Raw genomic sequence first — 25,723 nt, 5'->3', positions numbered from 1 at the left:
TTTATTATTTAAGCTATTGTAAAGTGTTTACAAGAGGAGTATCTTATAATTGTAAGCAAAGTAATTTGCTTAACAAAATTTAAACTAATAAAGGAGTAAAATATGAAAGAATCAAATTCAAACTCTGCTAAAGAAGATGTCGAAGGTATCAAAAAAGATATTGAAAGCTTAGTTTCAAGATTACGTAATTTAAAAGGTAAATCCGGAGATATTCTAGATGAGCAGTTAGGTAATTTATCATCCGTTATGGAACATTATAAAGATAAGGGAATAGATAAAGGTAAAGCTAATGTAGCGGATTTATGTGAGTCGACACGTGACCACCCTTTGCGGAATCTCGCCTACGCTTTTGGTGCAGGCGTGTTGCTAGCTATTCTTATGAAATAGGTAATTCAATGTTAAAATCTCTAATATATGAATTATTAAAAAGTAGCATTAAGCAAGAAGAGAAATCTTATGGCAAACCATTTGTCTATTTTTTTAATATTCTAGGTTTAGTTTTAATAATTATTGCTAATTATTGTTATTGTTCGGATAGTATGGAATTTTATTTTCTTATGCAAAGCGGAATAATTTCTATTATATCTTCTATAGTTATTGAAGCTGTTAGATGTTATTTAAAATACAAAAATAGATATCGTACTCTAGATTCTTTAAGGTCCAAAAGTAGAGAGTTAGTAGAGAGCATAAGTACGCCGTTTACTGACTTAGTCTCAACTAAGACCTTAATAAGATATTTACCTACGATAATTCGCTATGTTCCAAGTACCATACTGACATTTTTAGTATGTACTTATATTAAAAGAAAATTCTTAAAAAATGTTACATATCCACTTTTAGGTAAGTAGTAATTTATTTCTCGGTTTAGGTATTCTAAACCGAGCTTTAAATAATTCTGTCTTAACTTAACAAATACAGTTTCAATTTTTGTAAGATTCGCTGTGACTATGTCATTCCTGCGAAAGCAGGAATCCAAACAAAAAGTATAAATACAGCAAATTTTTGAAATTAAAAGCTTAGGTTATCTTGCTTTATGCTGGTTCCTGCTTCCGCAGGAATGACACCTAGCAGTTTTCTTGAGCCATGAAACAACACTGGTCAAACGAACTAGGTGACAATGAACAGTCACGATTCGTTTATAGCTTCATTAAGCTCACTCTTAAATTAGTTATTCTTCTTTCTTAAATTTTTGGGAAATCTACATTATCTTAGCCAAGTGTATGAAGGTGTTTAAGCTTTCTTCGTCGTCTTTGGTCATTATATAAGGTACTTTAACATGGTCATGCCTCCATATTGCAGTTACGCCTATTAAAAAGCTATACGTTCAATAAGAGTACCAATAACCTTATCATGAATATCCAATGACTTGGAAAAGCAGATTGTCTTACGTGCAAGCCTCTTGCATCTCGTTCTAAGGTTCAAGTTACTTCGTTCTATCCGTTGAGTGTATTTTTTACTGATAATATGCTTTTTAGGGTCTAATAACCTAGCATAACTCCCCCATCCATCTGTATAGTAAAAAGTCACCTTGAAATTCTCTAGTTTTTTCAGTAATGATTCTAATGTGCTATCACATCTTGTACCAAACGTATAAGCAACTACTTTTAACGAAATCTTATCCAAGGCATACCAAAGCCATCGTTGTCTGGATTTATTCTGTACATAAGACCATTGTTCATCTATCTCAGGAGCAATAATTACTTCTGTTGTACTGATAGAATGATTTATTGTTTTTAATACTAGATTTTTTTAAAACACGGATAACTGTATTGATACCCACTTTTAATACTCTTACTGTATCTCTAACTCCAGAGCCGTTGATTGACATTTCTACTATTTGCTCCTTAACTCCAGGCTTAGATGCATTATTAATATACTCCAATTGAAAATATCGATTACACCGCTTGCATTGATATCTCTGTTGTTTTGAAATTGAATATCCTGACTTTATTACTTCTTCTGTGTTGTTACAATATCTACACTTAACATCTATTTTTGCCATAACTCCTTAACTATAATTCTCTCTTATTACTGTTTGAGGATTATAGACTATTTACTCTAAACTGCAATACGGAGGCACGACCTGCTTTTTAATAGGCGTAACTGCAATATGGAGGCATGACCTTACTATACAGATGGATGGGGGAGTTATGCTAGGTTATTAGACCCTAAAAAGCATATTATCAGTAAAAAATACACTCAACGGATAGAACGAAGTAACTTGAACCTTAGAACGAGATGCAAGAGGCTTGCACGTAAGACAATCTGCTTTTCCAAGTCATTGGATATTCATGATAAGGTTATTGGTACTCTTATTGAACGTATAGCTTTTTAATAGGCGTAACTGCAATATGGAGGCATGACCATTTTTTAAGTATTGCGACCTTTAATCTTAATTTTTATATTCCAGGATAAATTATAGTATGCTAAGATATTGCTTTTAAAAATAAGTGATTATCAGTGTCAAAATTCTCATTTAACATTCATCATCAGAATAAAAAAGCTAGAAGCGGCATTATCACAACCGCACACGGTGAGATTCGTACTCCGGCCTTTATGCCGGTCGGGACTAGAGCAACCGTTAAGGCAATGCTGCCTGAATCAGTAGCTGAAACGGGAGCAGATATATTACTCGGCAATACTTACCACTTAATGCTGCAGCCAAGTGCTGAACGTATAGCACGCTTTGGCGGTTTGCATAAATTCATGAATTGGGATAAGCCTATACTCACCGATTCCGGCGGTTTTCAGGTAATGTCGTTATCGAAGTTACGCAAGATAACTGAAGAGGGAGTAAGTTTCAGCTCTCATATTAACGGTGATAAATATATGTTAACGCCTGAGCGTTCTACCGAAATACAACATTTACTCGGTAGTACTATCACTATGGCTTTTGATGAATGTACGCCTTACCCTGCAACCTTTGAAGAAGCTAAAACTTCTATGCAGCTTACGACTAGATGGGCAAATAGATCACGTAATGCCTTTGTTAAAAGAGATGGCTATGCACAATTCGGTATTATTCAAGGTAGTGTTTACGAAGAATTACGTGAGGAGTCAGCTAAAGATTTAGTAGAACTCGATTTTGAGGGTTATGCTATAGGCGGGCTTGCGGTAGGTGAGGGGCAGGAGCTTATGTTTAAAGTACTTGATTATGCTCCTGATTTTCTGCCGCAAAATAAGCCGTGCTATTTAATGGGAGTCGGTAAGCCTGCTGATATTATCGGTGCAGTTAACAGGGGTATAGATATGTTTGACTGCGTAATCCCGACACGTTCAGGTCGTAACGGTCAGGCTTTTACTAAATACGGCACGGTAAATATCCGCAATAGTAAATACGCCGATGATAATGAGCCACTAGAGCATGATTGCCTATGTCCTGCTTGTAAAAACTATAGTAAAGCTTATCTGCATCATTTAGTTAGAATCGGTGAAATACTTGGCTCAATGTTAATGACTTGGCATAATCTAACATATTTTCAAAACCTCATGAGCCGCATTAGAGAATATATTAAACTAGGTAAAGATTTTGATTTTGATTCTTAAATTGACTAATTATAAAATATGTCTTATTATATGTACATGTACTTAAATATGTCATATTATGGAAGCAATATCTTACACCAAAGCAAGAAATAATTTTGCAGATATTATGGAAAAAGTTTGTGTAGACCATACTTCAGTGATTGTAACTAGGCAAAAACAAAAACCGGTGGTTATTATGTCTCTTGAAGATTATAATGCTATGGAGGAAACTTTATATTTATTAAAAAGCCCTAAAAATGCTGAAAGACTAAAACGAGCAATTAACGATTTTGAAGCAAATAAAAATTTTAAAACAGTCTCTTTATAATGGAAATATCATTTCATGTTGATGCATGGGCAGATTATTTGTACTTTCAAAAAAACGATACAAAAATTCTAGAAAAAATAAATGAGTTAATTAAGGATATTACACGTTCTCCCTTTACAGGAATTGGTAAACCTGAAGGCTTAAAGTATAATTTATCAGGCTATTGGTCTCGCCGAATTAATCACGAACATAGACTAATATATACTGTTAAAGGTAAAACCGTTTATATATTACAATGTAGATATCATTATTAAATCCGAATTTTAAATAAAAGTATGAACTACTAATGCAAAATATTGATTTAATATCTGAAGAAGAAGCAAAAAAATTACTAGAAGAACTAGCTGATAAAATAGCAGCGTATAATCATGCTTATTATATAGAAGATAATCCTTTAGTTTCAGATGCCGAGTATGATCAGCTATTTAATACCAATCTCAAGCTTGAACAAAAATTTCCTCATTTAATTTTAGAAAATAGTCCTAGCAAGAAAGTAGGGGCTAAAATAACAAATAAATTTGCTAAAATTACGCATCAAGTACCAATGTTATCTCTTAGCAATAGCTTTGATGAGCAGGATGTGAAAGATTTTGTAGAGCGTATTAAAAATTTCTTACGTCTTGATGAGTTTTCTCCTATCTTTTGTGAGCCTAAAATAGACGGTTTGTCTTTTTCTGCTATTTATAAAAACGGGTTGCTTACAACGGGAGCTACAAGAGGTGACGGATATGTCGGTGAAGATATAACGGCAAATATTAAAACAATCAAAAATTTTCCTCATAAAATAGATAATGCTCTGGAGTTTTTAGAAGTACGAGGGGAGATTTATATTGAAAAACAAGATTTCTTAAACCTGAATAAAGAACAAGAAGAGCAGGGTAGAGATAAATTTGCTAACCCCCGTAATGCTGCTGCCGGTTCGCTTCGTCAGCTTGATGCTTCTATTACCGCTCAAAGGCCGCTCAAATATTTTGTCTATTCAGGTGGAGTAACTGAGCAGAATCTTGCTTCTTCTCAAAATGAGTTACTTACAAAGTTAAAAGAATTCGGTTTTAGCGTTAATGAAATATCTAAGCTTGCTAGTTCTGAAGAAGAAATATTTACCTTTTACGAGTATCTCAAAACAAATAGAGAAAATTTACCTTATGAAATTGACGGGGTAGTATATAAGCTAAATGATTTTGCACTGCAAAATAGAATGGGGTTTATTGCTAGATCTCCAAGATTTGCTACTGCACATAAATTTCCGGCTATAATAGGACAAACAAAGCTGCTTTCTATTACAGTGCAGGTAGGTAGAACCGGTACATTAACGCCGGTAGCGGAGCTTGAGTCTATAGAAATAGGCGGGGTAGTTGTTAGCAGAGCAACATTACATAATTTCCAAGAAATCATGCGAAAAGATGTACGTATCGGCGATTATGTGTTCTTGCAGCGTGCCGGTGACGTCATCCCTAAAATCATGGGAGTTGATACTCGGAAGCGTCCTAATGATACCATGCCGTTTGATACTCCTTTATTTTGCCCTTCATGCAATTCTAAGTTGCATTATGTGCCTGAAGATATTATTATACGCTGTGATAACGGTCTTAACTGTCCTGCTCAGAATTATGAGCGTATCCGTCATTTTGTATCGAAAAACGCTATGGATATTGAAGGGCTTGGACGTAAGCAAGTTGAGTTTTTAATAGATAAGGGATTAATTAGCAATCCACTCGATATATTCTTTTTAAAAGAAAAAAATGATTCTAGCTTAGTAAAACTTGAAAATATGGATGGGTGGGGCAAAAAATCAGTAGAGAATCTTTTTAAAAATATCGAGAAATCAAAGAACGTTAGTTTGCCAAGATTCATATACGCTCTAGGTATAAGGCATATCGGTGAACAAAACGCTAAATTGCTTGCTAGAGAATTTAGCAGCTATGGTAATTTTATAGCTCAAATGGAATTGCTTAGTAAAAATGATCCTGATATTTATCAGAAATTAAATGATTTAGAGGGTATCGGCGATAAGATTCTAGTAGATATTATTGATTTTTTTGATATTAAAGAAAATACCCAGCTTATCAAAAAACTTGGTGAAGTATTAAATATTGAAGATTATAAAGAGACTAGAGAACAAAGTAGTTTAACAGGTAAGATAGTGGTGTTTACCGGTAGCTTACCGACGATATCTAGAGCGGAAGCTAAAGCAACGGCTGAGAAGCTTGGAGCTAAAGTTGCAGCTAGCGTATCGTCTAACACGGATTTAGTAATAGCAGGCCTTGATGCAGGCAGTAAGCTTAAAAAAGCTAAAGAGCTTAATATTAAAATTATTGATGAAGAAGAATGGCTTACGCTTATAAAAAATGCTTAGGAAAAGCAGCTGTTGCATTTTTTGCAACAACTGCCGCGATCTAAAGGAATAAGAACTAATGAACAAAGAAATAGAAAATCAGATAGTAATTTATCAAGATGACAACGGGGAAGTTAATGTTGATGTACAATTATATAATGAAACAGTTTGGTTAACTCAAAATCAATTAGCTAAGCTTTTTGACAGAGATAGAACAGTTATTACAAAACATTTAAAAAATATATTTAAAGAGCAAGAATTAGAAGAAAACGCAACTGTTGCATTTTTTGCAACAGTTCAAATAGAAGGAGAAAAGAGCGTAGAAAGACAAATAGAATACTACAATTTAGATGCTATAATATCAGTAGGATATAGGGTAAATTCTAAGAGAGGGATCGCTTTTAGAAAATGGGCTACAAACTTACTTAAAGAATATCTCATTAAAGGCTATAGTATTAATCAAGATAAAATCACACAAAAGAAATTAAATAATCTGTAACAAACAGTAGAACTATTAACTAATACTTTGATAAATCAAAACTTAGTAAATAGTACAGGACAAGAATTAATTAATCTTATCAAGAATTACTCTAAAACATGGAAGATATTAGTTAAATATGATGAAGACAAATTAAATCCACCAACAAAATTACAGTTAGAAACTAATGGATTATTAAGCTACCAAGAATCTTTAGAAGCAATTAAAAAATTAAAGCAAGAATTAGGAAAGCAAGAAGATGCAGAAATAAGTAATTTATTTGGAGCTGAAAGAGACAATAGTTTTAAGGGAATCTTAGGTAATATTGATCAAACTTTTGACGGTAAATCTTTATATAACTCGGCAGAAGAAAAAGCGGCTCATTTGTTATATTTTCTAATAAAAGATCATCCATTTAGTGACGGTAATAAAAGAGTAGGTTGTTTACTTTTTTTACTTTATCTTACCAAAGCAAAAATTGGATTAAAAAATATTGGAGTAAGTGCTATGACATCACTAGCATTGCTTATTGCAGAAAGCGATCCTATACAGAAAGAATTAATGATTAACTTAATTATGAATTTAATAAATGATTAGTTTTATGGTTAATAAAGCTCAATTAGTACAAGCGGTAATTAAAAATTATTTACGTGAATTAAAAGAAGATAGAGAAGATGCAGAAATTGCTTTAGCAAGAAGCAATAATAAAAGTGATAAATTACTTACTTCAGAAGAAGCAGTAGAATTATTAAAAAAGAAATATGGTTTATAATTTTGAACTATCGTCATATTTATCATGCAGGCAATTTTGCCGATATAGTCAAGCATTTAGTGCTAATTAGCGTTTTAGAACAGCTGAAGAGAAAAGATAAACCTTTTGCGGTTTTAGATGCTTTTGCGGGTCTTGGTCTTTACGATTTAAATTCGGAGGCGGCTTCTAAAACTCTAGAAAGCGATACGGGTATTAATAAATTACTGCAAGCTACCAATCCTATCCCTATACTCTTACAAACTTTCTTAAATATAGTAAATCTAGCAGGAGAAAATCACTACCCGGGTTCGCCTTTTATAATTAAGCAATTATTAAGACCAAATGATCGCTTAATTGCCTGCGAACTTCATCCAAGCGATTATTTGAGCCTAAAACAACTATTACCGACTAATGCTCACAACATAGATGCTTATAATGCTATTAAAGCTTTTCTGCCCTTTAAAGAGAATAGAGGATTAATTTTTCTTGATCCGCCTTTTGAGGTCAGAAATGAGTTTCAAAAACTACTCGAAGCACTTAAAAAAATTAAGCTACGAGTTCTTAATAATCCCGTCTTAATTTGGTATCCTATAAAAGATTTACCTTTAGTCCGTGATTTTTACCACAACTACAAGAATATCGGATTTAAAGAAACTATAATTATTGAATATGAGCTTTTAAATAGTGATAAAAATATGGTAAAGTGTGGGTTAATGTTAATTAATCCTCCAAATATAAAAGGGGGTATGGAGAAATTAACAGAATATTTAAGCGATATTTTAAACTTGAAATTTACGTATATTTATTTTTAATGTCTTTCCAAAAATATATCTTTTTACTGTTTATAGTTTTTCTTGTTCAAGGTTGCAGCAGTATTAAAGAATCTAGCGATACTACATTACTTTCTACTACTTCATCTCAATTAAAGCAAAAATATAAAATTAGTCATGCGGATTTAGTAGTACAGTATGATTTAACAAATAAAAATAGCAAGTGTATATATGCAAAAAACTTAGGTCTAATAATTAATAACCCTAAGCAAAATAAGATTTTTTTACAAAAATTCCATAATAAAAATCCGGCAGAATTTAATAAAGCAGCTGAAATAAAAATATCTGATATAAAGGCAGTTGTAACAAAGCTAAATTCAAAATATAAGTTTCTCTCTAAACCGGAAGCTAGTTATTTTGCAAAAAAACAAACTCATAGGAATAACATCTCGGAATTAACCAAGCTTGATAAAATAATTAGTACAATACCGCTTATGATGCCGGAATATGAGCCGAAAATTACTAGCCATTACGGAACTAGGAAAAGTCCTCATAAAAAGAAAAGAAAAAAGAAATGTTTCCATAGCGGTATTGATTTACAAGCTAAAAAAGCAGCACAGGTATTTGCGGCAGCAAGTGGAATTGTTATAAAAGCAGCAAGAGCACCTGACTACGGGAATTTTGTTGAGATTAAACATGGACGTAAATTGGTTACGAAATATGCTCATTTAAAAGAAATGTCAGTTAAGGAAGGAAGTAAAATTAAGCGAGGTCAATTTATCGGTATACAAGGAAAAACCGGTAATGCTACGGGTGAGCATTTGCATTTTGAAATTCTATTAGATAACAAAGCAATCAATCCGTTTGACTTTATTTTTAATTGTCGTAAATGTTGATTGTTCTGTCATTGCGAGGAAATTACGAAGTAATTGACGAAGCAATCTAGTAAAAAATGCTATAAAATTTATTGCTGGATTGCCGCACTCCCTATGGTCGCTCGCAATGACGATTTTCGAGCCATACAACAAAACCACTATTAACATGATATACATTAACTATGATCAAACTTTTATATCCTGAATTTTGGCAGAGGCGAGATATTATAGCTTATTTACTTTTGCCCGTGAGTCTGATATATCAATTTTTGGGCTATTTACGAGCTAGTCTAGCACGTCCTATTATGTTGCCTGCTAAAGTTATTTGTGTCGGTAATTGTAGCGTAGGAGGTACAGGTAAGACACAAATAGTAATGTATCTAGCCAAATTACTGAGAGCTAAAAATGTAAGTTTTGTAATAGTAACTAAGGCTTATGGTAGTAACCTTAAAAGTGCAACTACCATACATCAAGGACATACAGCATTAGAGGTAGGAGATGAAGGAGTAATACTTGCAAAGTATGGAACAGTTATTGCTACTAAAAATATTAAAGAGATTTTACCATTAATTAACGAGCTTAAACCTGATATAATAATAATGGATGATTTCCTACAAAATCCTTATTTTCATAAAGATTTTACTATAGTTTCAGTAGATAGCCAAAGGCTTTTCGGCAATGGTTTTCTAATTCCTGCCGGTCCTTTAAGACAATATCCAAATAAAGCCCTTGATGCAGCTGATTTAATTTTTTTAGTCAGTAGTACCAATGATAAAATACCGAATATTTTAACTCCTTATATTGATAAGCTAATAAATGCTCAAATAGTTCCCTCAACCAATATAGATAAAACTAAAAACTACTTTGCTTTTAGCGGCATCGGTAATCCTGAGCGTTTCTTTTCAACTTTAGAAAATTATGGGCTTAATATAGTAGGACATAAAATTTTTCCTGATCATTATAATTATTTACAAGCAGATTTAGAAAATTTATATTCATTAGCTAAAGAGCATAATGCTACCTTAATTACTACACGAAAAGATTATGTTAAGTTCAGTGAATTTAGCTATAATGATATTACTTGTTTAGATGTAGAACTATCTATAAACAATCCTGATTTATTAAATGAAAAAATTTTTAAAAAAGTTCAGATATTTAATTGAGTATTTTATCGTTGTTATATTCCTAAAAGTAATAGGAATATTCGGTGTAGATAAAGCAGCAGATATTTGTAGTTTTATAGCAAGAAAAGTCGGTATATTATTCGCCGTTAATAAAATTGCTAGACGAAATATTAAAGCAGTATTCGGCGATATGTGTGATGCCCAAAAAATCATAGATCAAACTTGGGATAATTTCGGCAGATTTATAGGCGAGAGTGCTTATGTTAATAAAATGAGTGAAACCGAGTTAGAAAATAGAGCCGAGATAATAGGTATTGAGAATATTAAAAAGCTAGGAGAGCAACCTTTTTTATTATTTAGCGGTCACTTTGCCAATTGGGATATCGGTCTTAATCTTCTGCATAAATCTTATCCGAAATTTGCCGTAATTTATCGTAAAGCAAATAACCCGTATGTTAATAAGCTAATTAATGAAAGTCGGGCTAGTGATAAATTGAGGCTTATACCTAAAGGTCCTGACGGTAGCAGAGCTTTAGTTAGGGCTATCAAGGAGAGTGAATCTATTGTTATGCTTGTTGATCAAAAAATGAACGATGGAATTGAAGTGCCTTTTTTAGGACATCCTGCTATGACTGCAAACGCCATAGCTAAAATTGCTTTGCAGTATAAATATCCAATTATACCTTGCCAAATCATTAGAACTAAAGGCAGTTATTTTAAAGTAATAGTTCACCCGCAATTGAGTTTTAAGCAAACCGGCGATAATAAAGCCGATTGCTATAATATTATGCTTAATATTAATCAAATGTTAGGAGAATGGGTTAAAGAAAACCCCTCTCAATGGTTCTGGTTTCACAACAGATGGAAGAAATAATGTATACTCGTTTAATTTGAAAAATTGGCGTCGTTGTTTTATATTTTTTGACCGCAGCGTACATACTAGTACGTGAGGATCAAAAAATATAAAACAACGACGCCAATTTTTCAAATTAAACTTCGTCTACTATTCTTCATTTACTCAGAGTAGAGCCTTTAATTTTTCAAGTACTTCTTGGGCGTGATTTTTAGCATTTACCGAACGCCAAATATGCTTAACTATTCCTTCCTTATCAAGTAAAAACGTAGCTCTATCAATGCCCATGTATTTTTTACCGAACATTGATTTTTCTATCCATACCCCTAATTGTTCACACAAATTTGAATTTGCATCAGAGGCCAAATCAAATCCCAAACTATATTTTTCTTTAAATTTATCGTGAGAGTCAAGCTTATCTTTAGATACTCCAATAATTACCGTATTAAGTTTATCGAATTCCGGTTTTAGCTTATTAAAATCTTGTGCTTCAATAGTACATCCAGGCGTATCGTCTTTCGGATAAAAATATAATACTATGAATTTTCCTTTTAAATCCGATAGTTTAATTATTTTATCGTTACCTATGTGCAGCGAAAAATCAGGAGCTTTTTTTCCTAGTTCTAATGTCATAACATCCTCAAATTTATTTTGTACAATAACTATATATTAAATAGGTATTTTTTAAAATTGCTTTTTAAGATTATATTATTTATGATTCTGAATATATAATATTTAAGTTTAATTTTTATTAACTATTAGACCTCTTCGGAAACGAGGATTTAGAGAGGAATTTGAAGGAGACACGGAACGCAGAACCGCAGCGTACACACTAGTACGTGAGGATTCGAGTACCGGATCGACGTACAAATTACTCCTAGAAGTAGAGTTTCCGAAGAGGTCTATTTCAAAAAGAGGTGTTATGAGAACTATAGGTGAAGCACTTGAAGAATTACATAAAAACCTTAAGAATTCTGCTGAAATTATTACCGTCGACTTTAATAAAAAATGTCATGAAGTAGCGGATAAATTATCCATCAAAATTAATGATTTAGAGAAATATGCTAAGGATAGTAAAGACCATTCTTTAGAAACTATAAAAGAGCAATATAAAAATTTAACGAAAGAGTTACAGGATTATCAGAAAATTAAAGATGATAAAGTGGAAGAATATAGAAAAACTTTTGTAAAAAAACTTGATGATTTAAGTAAGAAAATTGAACAATATAATAATAAACATAAATAATCGGAGAATATAATGAAAAGAATATTAATAACACTAGGGGCTACTGCTACATTATTATTAACACCTAGCATTTTTGCAGATTCGCCTACCAAGGATGAAACAAAAGCAAATGAAGTGCAAACTGAAGAAGTAGCTACAAGCAGTACAAAAACAATTACCGAAAATTTACAGGAATTAAAAGACAATTTAACAAACTTAGCCCAAACAGGGGCTGATAAATTTAATCAGACCTTAAGCAATACTTATGATCAGATAGCACAAAGTGTTGCAGAGATAAAAAAGAATGTGAAAGATCAGAAAGATAAAAAAGGTGAAGAACTGCAAAAATCTATAGATGATGTAAAAGCAAAAATGGAAGATTATAAAAAAGCAGGAAGCAAGAAGCAAGAAGAAGTGCGTCAGAACCTAGTAGATAAATTAGAAGAGCTAAATAAAAATATTAACGAATATAATAACGATAAAGAAAAAGCAAATTCGTAGTTGTTTAACGTCATTGCGAGGAGAGGCGAAGCCTCGACGCGGCAATCTCATGAAGTAGGATAAACTCCTGAGATTGCTTCGTCGAAACTTATAGTTTCTCCTCGCAATGACGTTGCAGACAATATACCATCAAAAAATCGGTATTATTTATGACTATTACCAAAGAAAAAATTTCAGCTATGTTAAGCTCCAAATTGGGTTTTTCAAATAATTTATGCGAAGAAATAGTTAATACGGTTTTTTCTAATATTTTAGAAATAGCAAAAGAGCAAAAATTGACTTTAAAGAATTTCGGTAGCTTTGAGGTTAAACAAAAAAATCCACGTCCTGGAATAAATTTTCATACTAAATCACCAGTAATTATAGAATCAAAAAAGAATTTACGCTTTGTCCCTTCTTCCAAATTAAAAGCCCTAGTTAACGAACATGACAAACAATAGATCAATAGGTCTAACAAAAAAATATTATTCTGCTAGTGAAGTAACTAAGCATTTAAATATTGCTTTACATCAATTAAGATATCTAGAGACAAAAATCCCTGATTTATCTAATTATAAAATAAATAATAGAAAATATTATACTGTTAATGATATTGATCTACTTCAAAAATCTTTAAAGAAAGATATTACATCTCCGTCTACCGATAAAGTTCATATATTACTTACCAACTTCCATAATTTATCTCTTCAAATAAAAAAAATTCTTGCCGATTCCTCTATGACTTGCGTATAGTACTTGTCATATTACGTTTTAAAGGAAAGAAAGGAGCATATTATGACAATAAGACAAATGGTAAAGCCGGTAATTATAGGCATATCCGGTCCTGAATTAACCGATGCTGAAAGAGACTTATTTAAAGAGCATAATCCTTTAGGTGTAATTTTATTCCGTCGTAATATTAGAAAGAATGATAACGGCGAGCAGGATAAAGAAACTCTTATTAAGCTTATTACAGATATAAAAGAAGTATTAGGAGAAAATACTATCATCTCTATAGATCAAGAGGGCGGTAGGGTAAAAAGGCTCATAGCACCGACTTTTTATGATGCTCCGGCTGCCCAAACTTTCGTTGATGTGCAAGAGTGCAAACAAAACTATAGCAATATAGGCAAAGAGCTAAGAGAAGTAGGTATTAATCTAGATTTTGCTCCGGTAGCGGATTTGATTCACGAAAGAGCAGACAAGATAGTCGGAGATAGAAGTTTTGGTTCAGAGCTAGAAATAGTCGTGCCTTTATGTTTAGCTGCTATAGATGGATTACAAGAAGAGAAAGTCGGGGCTTGCATCAAGCACATTCCAGGGCATGGTAGAGCTACGGTGGATAGTCATATAGGGTTACCTATTATTGATACTAGCTTAAAAGAACTAGAGGATACAGATTTTAAAGTATTTAAGGAGCTAGCGAAGCACGATAATATTAAGCTTGCTATGACGGCACATATAATTTACAAAGCTCTTGATTCTGAGAATCCTGCCACCCTATCAAAAAAAGTTATAGACTATATTAAAAATAATATCGGCTTTAAAGGGCTTATTATTTCCGATGCAATAGATATGAAAGCTTTAAGCGGTAGTATGGCAGATATTACCAAAGGAGTTTTAGATGCAGGCGTAGATATAGTACTTGAATGTACCGGAGAATTTAACGAAATGTCTGAAGTTCTACGTAGTGTTTCGGAAAATTCTATAGATAAATTTTCTGACCTGTTAATTGTTTAATGCTATTCGTCATTGCGAGCGACTGAAAGCATCGTTGCATGGCTCGGTTTATACGTCATTGCGAGAAGAATTACATAGTAATTCGACAAAGCAATCTCAGGAATTTGTTATTATTTCATGAGATTGCCACGCGGTCATCGACCGCTCGCAAAGACGGAAAACAGATCTATCCAATTAATCTAAGTTAAAATTAATTAAACAATTTTATTGAAAAAATTTATTTTTACTATTAATCTGTTTTTTAATTTTTAGTTAAAGAATTAATTTTATAAATTACTTGAATAGTATTATGAACAGTCTTGGGGATTTAAGTTCTAAAAACTATAGGTAATATTTACTAAGAATAGAGATATATAGAATTTTAGGTAGCAGGAGGGGATTTGATTTGTGATATTATTAATCTGCTTAAAGAAGATTTAAATAAAGCAGATATAGAAAATGAGATATATATGCGTCTTAAAGAACCTTATTCTGTTTTTAAAAAGATGAAAAGGAAAGAAGTGCCGATTGATGCGTTGAAAGATTTAATTGCATGTAGGATTATAGTTAAATCTAAAGCTCTATGCTATAATGCTTTGGACGTAGTTAAGAGTTCTCCACATTTAGATTGGTTATACACCAAAGATTATATCAATAGACCAAAAAGCAACGGCTATCAGTCTCTTCATAATATAATGCAGCTTTTACATTCTAAACGTAATTTTGAAATACAGATAAGAAGTGAAGATATGCATAAAGATGCTGAGCTTGGTAGAGCAGCTCATTTAAATTACAAAGAAGAACAAGACCGTCATTTGAAAAAAGTTTTTGACGTTAGTAATGACACGATACTTTCTAAAGCACGTCAAATGGTGAAACAATTTGAAGGATTAGAAGAACAAATTGTAGAATATGAAAAAGAAATTATGCGTATTTGGGATACTAAATACGACGAAATGCTAAAATGGGAAAATACTGCTGAAGTGCTAATATTTAATGAAGAGTAGTTTTTCCGTCATTGCGAGGAGTCATTGTTGCGGGGACCAGTAAAACCTACTGTGTCACCCCGTGGCTTGACCACGGGGTCCAGTTCTTGGTGTCATTCCCACGCTCCTCTATGTCATTCCCGCGTAGGCGGGAATCCAGCAAAGTAAAGCTTTTTTTAAAAGCTTTACTTTACAAAAACTATGTAATAAAAAATCTTTAATTTTAAAGATTTTTTAGTCTGGATCCCCGTTTTTGCGGGGATGACATCGAGATCTTTAAAAAAATGTCCGGTACTATTCACGGTATGACACTGATAAGGCATAACACCAATGTGATAAAAATATAACATTTATTAAAACTTTATAAAAAAACTATAGCGATGCTTGTAATTATATACAATATATAGTATGCTCAGCCCGTAGTTTAGAAACTATTGAAACAAAATATTAGGTTATTTCCTTATCAAATGCGGGATATATTGACTTGCGTTTGATAAGTTTGTTTTAATACTAGGTACTAAATTTTAACTTAAATATAGGAAAAAAATTATGGCTCAAAAACCAAATTTTCTAAAAAAATTAATTTCCGCAGGATTGGTAACTGCTTCTACAGCTACCATAGTAGCCGGCTTCGCAGGCTCAGCTATGGGTGCTGCTACACAGCAGAATAGAACAACAGCTGGAGCTGCTACAACTGTTGACGGTGCGGGATTTGATCAAACTACTGCTCATGCGAATCTTGCAGTTGCTCCAAATGCAGTTATTACGGCTAATGCTAATAATGGTATTAATTTTAATACTCCACCAGGTAGTTTTAACGGTTTGTTTTTAGATACTGCAAACAATTTAGCAGTGACAGTTAGTGAAGATACTACTTTAGGATTTATCACTAATGCTGCTAATAATGCTAACTTCTTTAATTTTACTCTTGATGCCGGTAAAACTCTTACCATAACAGGACAAGGTATTACTGCTGCACAAGCTGCTGCTACAAAAAATGCTCAAAATGTTGTTGCACAAGTTAATGGTGGTAATGCTATTGCCAATAATGATCTTAGCGGTGTAGGAATAATAGATTTTGATGCTGCGGCTTCTACATTAGTATTTAATTTAACAAACCCTACAACTCAAAAAGCTCCTCTTATACTTGGAGATGATGCTGTAATAGCTAATGGTGCTAACGGTACATTAAATGTTACTAATGGATTTATTCAAGTTTCAGATAAAACTTTTGCTACTATTAAGACAATTAATATCGGTGACGGCCAAGGTTTCATTTTTAATACTGATGCTACTAACGGTAATGCTTTAAATTTACAAGTAGGCGGTGCTACTATTAATTTTAACGGAACAGATGGTACCGGTAGATTAGTATTATTAAGTAATGCTGCTGATGGCGGTGCTACTGACTTTAATGTTACAGGAAGTTTAGGCGGTAATCTAAAAGGTATTATCGAATTTAATACTACTGCAGTAGCCGGTCAACTTATAGCTAATGCAGGTCCTGCTAATGCAGTAATAGGTACTAATAATGGAGCAGGTAGAGCTGCAGGATTTGTTGTTAGCGTAGCTAACGGTAATGCAGCAACAGTCGCTGGACAAGTGTATGCTAAAGACATGGTTATACAAAGTACTAATGCAGGCGGACAAGTAAATTTTGGACACATAGTTGATGTTGGTACGGACGGTACTACTGCATTTAAAACAGCAGCTACTACAGTTGCAATAACCCAGAACTCGAACTTTGGTGCCGTTGATTTCGGTAATACTGCATCACAAATTACAGTTCCTGATACTAAGGTTCTTACAGGTGACTTCAAAGGTGATGCTAGCAATAACGGTAATACTGCGGGTGTGATAACTTTTGCTGCTAACGGTACTTTAGCAAGCGGTAATGCTGATGCAAATGTTGCTGTAACAAATAAAATTACAGCAATCGAAGCAGCAGGGGTCGGAGTTGTCCAATTATCAGGAACACATACTGCTGAATTACGTTTAGGAAACGCTGATTCTCAGTTTAAGCTTGCTGATGGTACAATTATCAATGGTAACGTTAACCAAACTGTTCTTGTCGGTAATGCTGCTCTTGCAAATGGTGCTATTCAGTTAGATGGAAGTGCTACAATTACCGGTGATATAGGTAACGGTGGTGGTAATGCTGCGTTACAAGGTATTACTTTAGCTGACGATGCTTCAAAAACATTAACACTTGGCGGAGCAAATATTATCGGTGCTAATGCCGGTGGAACAATTGATTTCCAAGCGAATGGCGGTACTGTTAAGTTAACAAGTACTCAAAATAATATTTTAGTTGGTTTTGATTTATTTATAAATGCAGATCAAAAAGGTGTTGTTGATGCGAGTAGCTTAACAAATGCTCAAACTTTAACTATTAGCGGTAATATTGGTACTATTGCAGCTAATAATAAAACTCTTGGACAATTTAATATCGGCTCAAGTAAAACAGCTTTAAATAGTGGTGATGTTGCTATTAATGAGTTAGTTATTGGAAATAACGGTTCAGTACAATTCGCTCACAATACTTACTTAATAACAAAAACTACCAATGCTGCCGGTCAAGGTAAAATAATATTTAATCCTGTTGTAAATGATAATACGACTCTTGCAGCCGGTACAAATTTAGGTAGTGCTGCAAACCCACTTGCAGAGATTAATTTTGGAGCTCCAGCTGGGGCAGCTGTAGACACAACATTAAATGTCGGTAAAGGTGTTAATTTATATGCTACTAATATTACTACTGCTACTCCTAACGTTGGTACGTTCAGCTTTACTGCTGGTGGAACAAATATAGTAAGTGGTACAGTCGGTGGACAGCAAGGTAATAAGTTTAATACTGTAGAATTAGACATCGGTACTACTGCTAAGTTCTTAGGTAATGCAATATTTAACGGTGAAACTACAATTGAAAATAACTCTATCTTACAAATCGGCGGTAACTATACTGCGGACTTTGTCGCATCTGTTGACGGTAGCGGTATAGTAGAATTTGTTAACACCACTCCTATTACCGTAACATTAAACAAACAAGCTAGACCTGTTACTGATTTAAAACAAATAACAGTTTCCGGTCGCGGTAACGTAGTGATTAATGAGATAGGTAATGCAGGTAATGACCATGGTGTGGTGGCTGATACAATTTCTTTTGAAAATGCAAGTTTAGGTGCAGCTTTATTCTTACCTGGCGGTATCCCATTAGACGGTTTAGAAATTAAAAGTACAGTAGGTAATGAAACAGCTACAGGTGGTTTTGATGTTCCTAAAGTAATTGTTTCAGGTGTTGATAGCGTAATCGCTGACGGTCAAGTAATCGGTGAACAGGATAATATCGTAGGTCTTGGACTTGCAAGTGATAACAGTATTACTGTTAATGCTACTACATTATACGCAGGTATCGGTAGTGTAAACAATAATCAAGGTACTGTCACACTTAGCGGTGGTATTCCTAACACCCCTGGTACAATTTATGGCTTAGGTATAGAGAATGGTAGTCCGAAGTTAAAGCAAGTAACGTTTACTACAGACTATAACAACTTAGGTAGTATTATCGCAACTAACGCAACAATTAATGATGGTGTAACTGTTACTACAGGTGGTGTAGCCGGAACAGATTTCGACGGTAAAATTACCCTTGGAAGTGTTAACGGTAACGCTAATGTAAGATTTGTTGACGGTACATTTTCTGATTCTACAAGTATGATTGTTACTACTAAAGCTAATAACGGTACTGTAACTTACTTAGGTAGTGCATTAGTCGGTAATATAGGTAGTTCAGATACTCCTGTAGCTTCTGTTAAATTTACAGGTAGTGATGATGGTGCAGGATTACAAGGAAATATTTATTCACAAGTCACAGACTTTGGTACTTATGGCTTAGGTGTTTTAAATTCTAACGTAATTTTAGGCGGCGGTACTACTGCTATTAACGGTGAAATCGATCTTCTTACAAATACCTTAACATTTGCAAGCGGTACTTCAACATGGGGAAGCAATACTTCTATTGAAACTACTTTAACAGTAGCAAACGGTAATATAGGTCACATCGTTATTGCAGAAAATGCTCAAGTTAATGCAACAACTACGGGAACAACAACTATTAATGTACAAGATAATGCCAATGCAAATTTCAGCGGTACACAAACTTATACTTTAATCCAAGGTGGTGCTAGATTTAACGGTACTTTAGGAGGTCCTAACTTTGCTGTAACCGGAAGTAATCGTTTCGTAAATTACGGTTTAATACGTGCTGCTAACCAAGATTATGTAATAACACGTACTAACGATGCAGCAAAAGTAGTTACTAATGATATCGCAAATAGCCCATTTGCAAGTGCACCGGGTGTAGGTCAGAACGTTACGACATTCGTAAATTCAACTAATACTGCGGCGTATAATAATCTTCTTTTAGCTAAAAATAGTGCTGATTCTGCTAACTTTGTCGGAGCTATTACTACCGATACAAGTGCAGCCGTAACTAATGCACAATTAGATGTAGCAAAAGACATCCAAGCTCAACTTGGTAACAGATTAGGTGCTCTTAGATATTTAGGTACTCCTGAAACTACTGAAATGGCTGGGCCTGAAGCTGGAGCAATACCGGCTGCGGTTGCTGCAGGTGACGAAGCTGTTGACAATGTAGCTTACGGTATATGGGCAAAACCTTTCTATACTGATGCACATCAAAGTAAGAAAGGCGATTTAGCTGGTTATAAAGCTAAAACCATCGGTGTCGTAATAGGTTTAGATACGCTAGCTAACGATAACTTAATGATCGGTGCTGCTATCGGTATTACTAAAACCGATATAAAACACCAGGATTATAAGAAAGGTGATAAAACCGACGTTAACGGTTTCTCATTCTCTCTATATGGTGCCCAGCAGCTTGTTGAGAACTTCTTTGCTCAAGGTAGTGCAATATTTAGCTTAAACCAAGTGAAGAACAAAAGTCAGCGTTACTTCTTCGATGCTAATGGTAAGATGAATAAGCAAATTGCTACCGGTAATTACGATAACATGACATTCGGTGGTAACTTAATGGTCGGTTATGATTACAACGCAATGCAAGGTGTGTTAGTAACTCCAATGGCAGGACTTAGCTACTTAAAGTCTTCTGACGAAAACTACAAAGAAACCGGTACAACAGTTGCAAACAAGCAAGTTAACAGCAAGTTTAGCGATAGAACCGATTTAATAGTAGGTGCTAAAGTAGCCGGTGGTACTATGAATATAACTGATCTTGCGGTATATCCGGAAGCTCACGCTTTTGTAGTTCACAAAGTAAATGGTAGATTATCTAAAACTCAGTCTCAGTTAGATGGACAAGTTACTCCGTTCATCAGCCAGCCTGACAGAACTGCTAAAACATCTTACAATGTAGGTTTAAGTGCAAGCATAAGACCTGATGCTAAGATGGAATACGGAATCGGTTATGATTTCAATGCTGCAAGTAAGTATACTGCACATCAAGGTACTTTAAAAGTACGTGTAAACTTCTAATCGCTCCCGATTAGTAAGTTTATAACTTTCTAAAGAAAAAAGCTCTCTTTGAAAAAAGGGGGCTTTTTTTTATTCTTTCTTCCTGCCTACAGGTCTTGTTGCATGAATACTGAGTCGTCATTGCGAGGAGCGAAGCATTGTTGCAATCTCGAAAATAATTAAAAAAATTCTGTAAATCAGAATTTTTAACTGGATTGCTTCGTCAATTACTACGTAATTTCCTCGCAATGACGGAAAAGCAGGTCCACGCAACAATGTCACGCGAAATGACATAGAATAAAAATTGTCCGGTACTATAGGTCAAGCCACGGGATGACAGTGGTGAAATCGAGCCATGCAACAATGCTACGCGAGAATGACATCACCTAATTTTTCACCCAGTGCAATATCTTCATTAACATCAAATTTTTATTGACTTTTAGTCGAAAAGATATAAAGCTTTACAGCTAGAAATTTAAAATTAATAAATATTATGAAAAAATATATATTAGGGATTATTGTGCTTCTAATAAGCGGAACTATATTTGCTCAAAGTCAAATATCTAATTTAGTTGTACCGGTTAGCTATTTTATAAATCATGTATTGCAATTGGAAAAGCTAAAAGAAAATCTTAATAAATACAAGCAATCTAGTGTAGTAGGGGTAAGCGGTATGGGTAAAACCCAGCTTGCTAGGATGTACGCTTATGAAAATAAAGATAACTATAACATAATTTGGTTTATTGATTGTAATCTAAATATAGAGCAGCAATTACTCAAATTATCTAAAGCTATTAATATTGAGGTAAAATCACCGGTGATTTCAGAAGATATGGCAGTGATGAGGAAAGATTTAATAGCTTATCTAGCAAGTAAAGATAAATGGTTGTTGGTATTTGATAATTTAAAAATAGGCGAGAATAAGAAAATAGAAGATTTTATTAATTGGGAATATAACGGTAATATTATAGTTTGTTCTCAAGATGATGAATTATTATCTAATATAATCAAAGCAAATGCTTTCACTAAGTCGGAAACTGCATTACTTGCAAAAAATATATTGGAAAATAAAAATCCGGAATTAATAAATTTTTTGACTCAAGAAGTTGGAGGATATCCGATTCTCGTAGTTCAAGGAGTACAAATATTAAATCAAGTACAAGGTTTGAACTTAGAGGAATATAAGAAAAAGATAAAAGCCTCTAAGGATAAAATTGAGCTAAATATAAAACTTGTTAGCAATGAATTAAATCCTAGTGCCAAAAGATTACTAGATGAGATAGCACTGCTTAATAATCAAAGTTTTTCAAAAGAATTATTAAATTCTATTACTGAAGATAAGAATAGTCTAGATGATGATATTTATCAGCTTTCTAAATTTGGGTCATGCCTCCATATTGCAGTTACGCCTATTAAAAAGCTATACGTTCAATAAGAGTACCAATAACCTTATCATGAATATCCAATGACTTGGAAAAGCAGATTGTCTTACGTGCAAGCCTCTTGCATCTCGTTCTAAGGTTCAAGTTACTTCGTTCTATCCGTTGAGTGTATTTTTTACTGATAATATGCTTTTTAGGGTCTAATAACCTAGCATAACTCCCCCATCCATCTGTATAGTAAAAAGTCACCTTGAAATTCTCTAGTTTTTTCAGTAATGATTCTAATGTGCTATCACATCTTGTACCAAACGTATAAGCAACTACTTTTAACGAAATCTTATCCAAGGCATACCAAAGCCATCGTTGTCTGGATTTATTCTGTACATAAGACCATTGTTCATCTATCTCAGGAGCAATAATTACTTCTGTTGTACTGATAGAATGATTTATTGTTTTTAATACTAGATTTTTTTAAAACACGGATAACTGTATTGATACCCACTTTTAATACTCTTACTGTATCTCTAACTCCAGAGCCGTTGATTGACATTTCTACTATTTGCTCCTTAACTCCAGGCTTAGATGCATTATTAATATACTCCAATTGAAAATATCGATTACACCGCTTGCATTGATATCTCTGTTGTTTTGAAATTGAATATCCTGACTTTATTACTTCTTCTGTGTTGTTACAATATCTACACTTAACATCTATTTTTGCCATAACTCCTTAACTATAATTCTCTCTTATTACTGTTTGAGGATTATAGACTATTTACTCTAAACTGCAATACGGAGGCACGACCCTATATATTATGCAAAATCTAAATTGTTTAATATTCAAGGTAAAAATTATGAAGCATTAAGAAGAATTGACGATACTATAAATGCTTGTATTGAAAACGGCATGAAACCTCAAGATTTATTTCTTACCGGTTCATATCTCATTAAAGTAGATGTTTAAATAATCTTAAGAAACATCATGAAGCTCTTTCTTTATTAGAACAAGTATATGATATGAATAAATCGAGTAAAAAAGAGGAAAATCAAGTATTTGGACGAATTTTTACCCAAAAGTCAAGAGCAAAGCTAGGACTCGGTGATGTTACCGAAGCTCTAGAATATGCCAAAAAAGCTAAAGCAATTTTCTTTAATGATCCAACTAGACCTAATAAAGAGATTATTATATCACCGGATATAGATTTAGCAAAAACGTTCGTTGCTGAAGGGGATGCACTAGTGTTACTTAATCAAAATGAGGAGGCGGTAGATGCTTATGCTGCTGCTGAAAATATATATTGGAATAACTATAAAGAAAATATGAAAAATGTGTATGAAATAAGTAATATGTATCTTGCAGCCGCTAAAGCTAGTTGTGCTTTACCTAAGAAATTTTGGTATGAAAAATTTCGTAATAATCAGATAGAAAAATTCGGAGCTGATCATCCGAATAGTATTAAAATTTTAAACCTTAAATGTGATGGTTCAAATTAGCTAGAATTTTTTCTGATTAGTGCAATAAAAAAGCCGAAAGCGGTAAGAATAATTCCAAGCCAAATAAAGCTCATCATTGGCTTATAATATATTTTAGCATGAATTATATCGCCGTCTATATTACTTAAAACTGCATAAAGATCATATGATAAGTAAGAATATATATCACTTTCTTGCGATAAGCTCTTCTCAACTATATAAAGCCTATTTTCCGGCTTTAATATAGTTATATTACGGCTATTATCCTCCAGCCAAAATTCAGCGATTTGTCTATAATAATTTTTACCTTGAGCGAACTTAATATTTTGCAATGTTATTTTAAATTCGTTAAATGTTTTGCTTGCCCCTATTTTACCAGTAAAATCCATTTCACTTTGTAATAGTGCATTCATAGTAATACTGAAAGCAATTAGTGCAAAACCAAAATGCCCTAAGGTCATACTAGCAGTACTTGCTTTAAGCCTATTTCTAAAATAATTAGTTTTAATCAAAAGATAATAAACATTATGAAGCATCAAAAATATAGATGCGATTATAGTTAAAATCGATATAACACTAAATGTTACTTTTAACGAGATAAAATAAGTAATTATTAGAGATAATATTAGAATTATAATATGTTTTTTAATAGAGCTTTTAGTAGTAAATAATCCTATAGTACAAAGAATAGGGATAACGAATATAATAAAATTATTAACAAAAAATGTTTCACCGATAATAATAGGTTTATCGTCAAATAAAGAATAAATTGGCGGGTAAAGTGTGGCAGCTATTAGCACAATAAGGCTAAGGAGGAAGAAGATGTTGCCGAGGGTTATACCAGTCATTGTGAAGCCACGAAAGTGGCTGTGGCAATCTCGGTCAGTTTCCTGAGATTGCTTCGTCGATGCTGATGCACCTCCTCGCAATGACGTGGTAGTATACAACGAAGTACTACCAATCCCCATAATCAAAAATATCCCAAGTAAGTATATTCCTCTCTCAGGTGAGAATGCAAAAGAGTGAATTGAGGTAATAAAACCGGAACGTACTAAAAAAGTGCTGAATACGACTAACAGAAAAGTAGTAAGTGATAAAACCATAGTCCAGCTTTGCATACGTCCGGTTTTTGTTGTTACAATTATAGAATGATGTAGCATAATTCCGGATAACCAAGGAAATAGTGAAATATTTTCTACCGGATCGAAAAACCAAAATCCACCCCAGCCGAGTTCTCTATAGGCCCACCAAGAACCTAGGCTAATGCCGATAGTAGTAAATAAGATACCGATATTGGAAAATGTTTTGAGAAAGCGTATGTCATTAATGGATTCCTGCTTTCGCAGGAATGACATAGAAGAGGAATGGAATAACATAGCGGCACAAACAATAGTAAAAGGCACTACATAGCTGACATAGCCTAAATAAAGCAGAGGAGGATGGATGCTCAAAGCAATATCTTGGAGCATCGGGTTTAGTCCAAGCCCCTCTTTAGGAGCGAAAGAAAACACGTTAAAAGGATTGGAGGTAAAGTAAATAAAACTACTAAAAAATAGTTGTATGGCTGATAGAATAATAATAGATGAAAATTTAAGCCGGTTATCTTTAAGTAAAAATATATAACAGCAACTAACGATTTGTAATAAACAAAACCATAATAACATTGAGCCTTCGTGGCTCGACCAACTACCGGCTATTTTATATATTAACGGCTTTAAGGTGCTAGAATTTAAGAAAACATTTTGTAGTGAAAAGTCAGAAGTGATAAAAGCATATATTAGGGTAAAGAAAGCGAGTACGGGGCATAAGGCACTTGCATAGAAAGAAAAATTGATAATATTGTCATTGCGAGGAGGCACGAAGTGTCGACGCGGCAATCTCAGGAGTTTTTGTATTACTTCATGAGATTGCCACGCTCCTTTTAGT

26 protein-coding genes and 2 pseudogenes are annotated in these 25,723 nt (G+C 33.5%); 24 read left to right on the top strand and 4 right to left on the bottom strand.

Annotated features, from left to right (window positions below; genetic code table 11):
* Positions 1–102: 102 nt before the first annotated feature.
* Positions 103–387: a hypothetical protein gene (locus ACNFN7_RS02130; protein ID WP_410527710.1), complete on the top strand. Its 285-nt coding sequence runs from the start codon at positions 103–105 to the stop codon at positions 385–387.
* An 8-nt stretch (positions 388–395) separates the two neighbouring features.
* A complete protein-coding gene (locus ACNFN7_RS02125) occupies positions 396–848 on the top strand; it encodes a hypothetical protein (RefSeq protein ID WP_485440640.1) in 453 nt (150 codons plus the stop codon).
* Positions 849–1,308: 460 nt separating this feature from the next.
* On the opposite strand, the pseudogene ACNFN7_RS02120 reads toward ACNFN7_RS02125, so the two are convergent.
* Positions 1,309–2,002, bottom strand: a pseudogene (locus ACNFN7_RS02120) (IS1 family transposase).
* A 138-nt stretch (positions 2,003–2,140) separates the two neighbouring features.
* On the opposite strand from ACNFN7_RS02120, the pseudogene ACNFN7_RS02115 reads away from it, so the two are divergent.
* The 12 genes and pseudogenes from ACNFN7_RS02115 to ACNFN7_RS02060 form a co-directional block, all read left to right on the top strand.
* A pseudogene (locus tag ACNFN7_RS02115) lies at positions 2,141–2,335 on the top strand (IS1 family transposase); the annotation flags it as partial.
* A gap of 125 nt (positions 2,336–2,460) precedes the next feature.
* Complete coding sequence (tgt, locus tag ACNFN7_RS02110; RefSeq protein WP_485440639.1) at positions 2,461–3,546, top strand: tRNA guanosine(34) transglycosylase Tgt; 1,086 nt, start codon at positions 2,461–2,463, stop codon at positions 3,544–3,546.
* Between the two features lie 58 nt (positions 3,547–3,604).
* On the top strand, positions 3,605–3,853 hold the full coding sequence (locus ACNFN7_RS02105) for a type II toxin-antitoxin system Phd/YefM family antitoxin (protein ID WP_485440638.1): 249 nt from the start codon (positions 3,605–3,607) through the stop codon (positions 3,851–3,853).
* A complete protein-coding gene (locus tag ACNFN7_RS02100; protein ID WP_485440637.1) occupies positions 3,853–4,107 on the top strand; it encodes a Txe/YoeB family addiction module toxin in 255 nt (84 codons plus the stop codon). The genes ACNFN7_RS02105 and ACNFN7_RS02100 overlap by 1 nt, the downstream gene beginning before the upstream one ends.
* A gap of 32 nt (positions 4,108–4,139) precedes the next feature.
* Positions 4,140–6,209, top strand: coding sequence for an NAD-dependent DNA ligase LigA (ligA, locus tag ACNFN7_RS02095; protein WP_485440636.1), 2,070 nt, complete (start codon positions 4,140–4,142; stop codon positions 6,207–6,209).
* A 58-nt stretch (positions 6,210–6,267) separates the two neighbouring features.
* Positions 6,268–6,687, top strand: coding sequence for a virulence RhuM family protein (locus tag ACNFN7_RS02090; protein WP_485440635.1), 420 nt, complete (start codon positions 6,268–6,270; stop codon positions 6,685–6,687).
* Between the two features lie 27 nt (positions 6,688–6,714).
* On the top strand, positions 6,715–7,263 hold the full coding sequence (locus ACNFN7_RS02085; protein ID WP_485440634.1) for a Fic family protein: 549 nt from the start codon (positions 6,715–6,717) through the stop codon (positions 7,261–7,263).
* Positions 7,256–7,438 carry a hypothetical protein gene (locus ACNFN7_RS02080; protein WP_485440633.1) on the top strand — a complete coding sequence of 61 codons (183 nt, stop codon included), beginning with the start codon at positions 7,256–7,258 and terminating at the stop codon, positions 7,436–7,438. The genes ACNFN7_RS02085 and ACNFN7_RS02080 overlap by 8 nt, the downstream gene beginning before the upstream one ends.
* Positions 7,439–7,440: 2 nt before the next feature.
* Entirely contained in the window at positions 7,441–8,229 is a 789-nt protein-coding gene (rlmJ, locus tag ACNFN7_RS02075; protein ID WP_485440632.1) for a 23S rRNA (adenine(2030)-N(6))-methyltransferase RlmJ, read from the top strand.
* A complete protein-coding gene (locus tag ACNFN7_RS02070) occupies positions 8,229–9,083 on the top strand; it encodes a M23 family metallopeptidase (protein ID WP_485440631.1) in 855 nt (284 codons plus the stop codon). The genes rlmJ and ACNFN7_RS02070 overlap by 1 nt, the downstream gene beginning before the upstream one ends.
* Positions 9,084–9,244: 161 nt before the next feature.
* Positions 9,245–10,225: a tetraacyldisaccharide 4'-kinase gene (gene lpxK / locus ACNFN7_RS02065; RefSeq protein ID WP_485440630.1), complete on the top strand. Its 981-nt coding sequence runs from the start codon at positions 9,245–9,247 to the stop codon at positions 10,223–10,225.
* Positions 10,188–11,060 carry a lipid A biosynthesis lauroyl acyltransferase gene (locus tag ACNFN7_RS02060; RefSeq protein ID WP_485440629.1) on the top strand — a complete coding sequence of 291 codons (873 nt, stop codon included), beginning with the start codon at positions 10,188–10,190 and terminating at the stop codon, positions 11,058–11,060. The genes lpxK and ACNFN7_RS02060 overlap by 38 nt, the downstream gene beginning before the upstream one ends.
* A gap of 144 nt (positions 11,061–11,204) precedes the next feature.
* On the opposite strand, the gene bcp is transcribed toward ACNFN7_RS02060, so the two are convergent.
* Positions 11,205–11,672, bottom strand: a complete 468-nt coding sequence (gene bcp / locus ACNFN7_RS02055; protein WP_485440628.1) for a thioredoxin-dependent thiol peroxidase — start codon at positions 11,670–11,672, stop codon at positions 11,205–11,207.
* Positions 11,673–11,961: 289 nt separating this feature from the next.
* Here bcp and ACNFN7_RS02050 point away from each other — a divergent pair, with 289 nt between their 5' ends.
* The 8 genes from ACNFN7_RS02050 (at position 11,962) to ACNFN7_RS02015 (ending at position 22,377) form a co-directional block, all read left to right on the top strand.
* Positions 11,962–12,285, top strand: coding sequence for a hypothetical protein (locus ACNFN7_RS02050; protein WP_485440627.1), 324 nt, complete (start codon positions 11,962–11,964; stop codon positions 12,283–12,285).
* Between the two features lie 12 nt (positions 12,286–12,297).
* Entirely contained in the window at positions 12,298–12,765 is a 468-nt protein-coding gene (locus tag ACNFN7_RS02045) for a hypothetical protein (protein WP_485440626.1), read from the top strand.
* 149 nt (positions 12,766–12,914) lie between these two features.
* Positions 12,915–13,205 (top strand): HU family DNA-binding protein, encoded by a 291-nt coding sequence (locus ACNFN7_RS02040; RefSeq protein ID WP_218459844.1) that lies wholly within the window; start codon positions 12,915–12,917, stop codon positions 13,203–13,205.
* Positions 13,192–13,497 carry a MerR family transcriptional regulator gene (locus ACNFN7_RS02035; protein WP_485440625.1) on the top strand — a complete coding sequence of 102 codons (306 nt, stop codon included), beginning with the start codon at positions 13,192–13,194 and terminating at the stop codon, positions 13,495–13,497. The genes ACNFN7_RS02040 and ACNFN7_RS02035 overlap by 14 nt, the downstream gene beginning before the upstream one ends.
* A 42-nt stretch (positions 13,498–13,539) precedes the next feature.
* Positions 13,540–14,484 carry a glycoside hydrolase family 3 N-terminal domain-containing protein gene (locus ACNFN7_RS02030; protein WP_485440624.1) on the top strand — a complete coding sequence of 315 codons (945 nt, stop codon included), beginning with the start codon at positions 13,540–13,542 and terminating at the stop codon, positions 14,482–14,484.
* A 380-nt stretch (positions 14,485–14,864) separates the two neighbouring features.
* Positions 14,865–15,470, top strand: a complete 606-nt coding sequence (locus tag ACNFN7_RS02025; RefSeq protein WP_485440623.1) for a bifunctional (p)ppGpp synthetase/guanosine-3',5'-bis(diphosphate) 3'-pyrophosphohydrolase — start codon at positions 14,865–14,867, stop codon at positions 15,468–15,470.
* A 528-nt stretch (positions 15,471–15,998) separates the two neighbouring features.
* Positions 15,999–20,963, top strand: coding sequence for an outer membrane protein OmpB (gene ompB / locus ACNFN7_RS02020; protein ID WP_485440622.1), 4,965 nt, complete (start codon positions 15,999–16,001; stop codon positions 20,961–20,963).
* Positions 20,964–21,435: 472 nt separating this feature from the next.
* Complete coding sequence (locus ACNFN7_RS02015) at positions 21,436–22,377, top strand: hypothetical protein (protein ID WP_485440621.1); 942 nt, start codon at positions 21,436–21,438, stop codon at positions 22,375–22,377.
* Here ACNFN7_RS02015 and ACNFN7_RS02010 read toward each other — a convergent pair.
* Positions 22,355–23,048 (bottom strand): IS1 family transposase gene (locus ACNFN7_RS02010; RefSeq protein ID WP_485440620.1). Its coding sequence is split into 2 segments (ribosomal slippage): positions 22,355–22,789 and positions 22,791–23,048, totalling 693 coding nucleotides; the frame shifts between segments, so codons are not numbered across the junction. The genes ACNFN7_RS02015 and ACNFN7_RS02010 overlap by 23 nt on opposite strands.
* Positions 23,049–23,153: 105 nt before the next feature.
* Between ACNFN7_RS02010 and ACNFN7_RS02005 the strand changes: the two genes are divergently transcribed.
* Both ACNFN7_RS02005 and ACNFN7_RS02000 read left to right on the top strand, forming a co-directional pair.
* The gene (locus ACNFN7_RS02005; protein WP_485440619.1) at positions 23,154–23,288 is read left to right on the top strand and encodes a hypothetical protein; all 135 of its coding nucleotides are present in this window, start codon (positions 23,154–23,156) and stop codon (positions 23,286–23,288) included.
* Positions 23,289–23,341: 53 nt separating this feature from the next.
* Positions 23,342–23,818 (top strand): hypothetical protein, encoded by a 477-nt coding sequence (locus tag ACNFN7_RS02000; RefSeq protein ID WP_485440618.1) that lies wholly within the window; start codon positions 23,342–23,344, stop codon positions 23,816–23,818.
* Here the strand turns inward: ACNFN7_RS02000 and ACNFN7_RS01995 are convergent.
* Complete coding sequence (locus ACNFN7_RS01995; RefSeq protein WP_485440871.1) at positions 23,815–25,656, bottom strand: heme lyase CcmF/NrfE family subunit; 1,842 nt, start codon at positions 25,654–25,656, stop codon at positions 23,815–23,817. The two genes, ACNFN7_RS02000 and ACNFN7_RS01995, sit on opposite strands and share 4 nt — an antisense overlap.
* Positions 25,657–25,723: the final 67 nt, after the last annotated feature.

This window comes from Rickettsia sp. MAE-05 (assembly GCF_057319745.1).
This window is presented reverse-complemented; position numbering and strand designations above follow the sequence as displayed.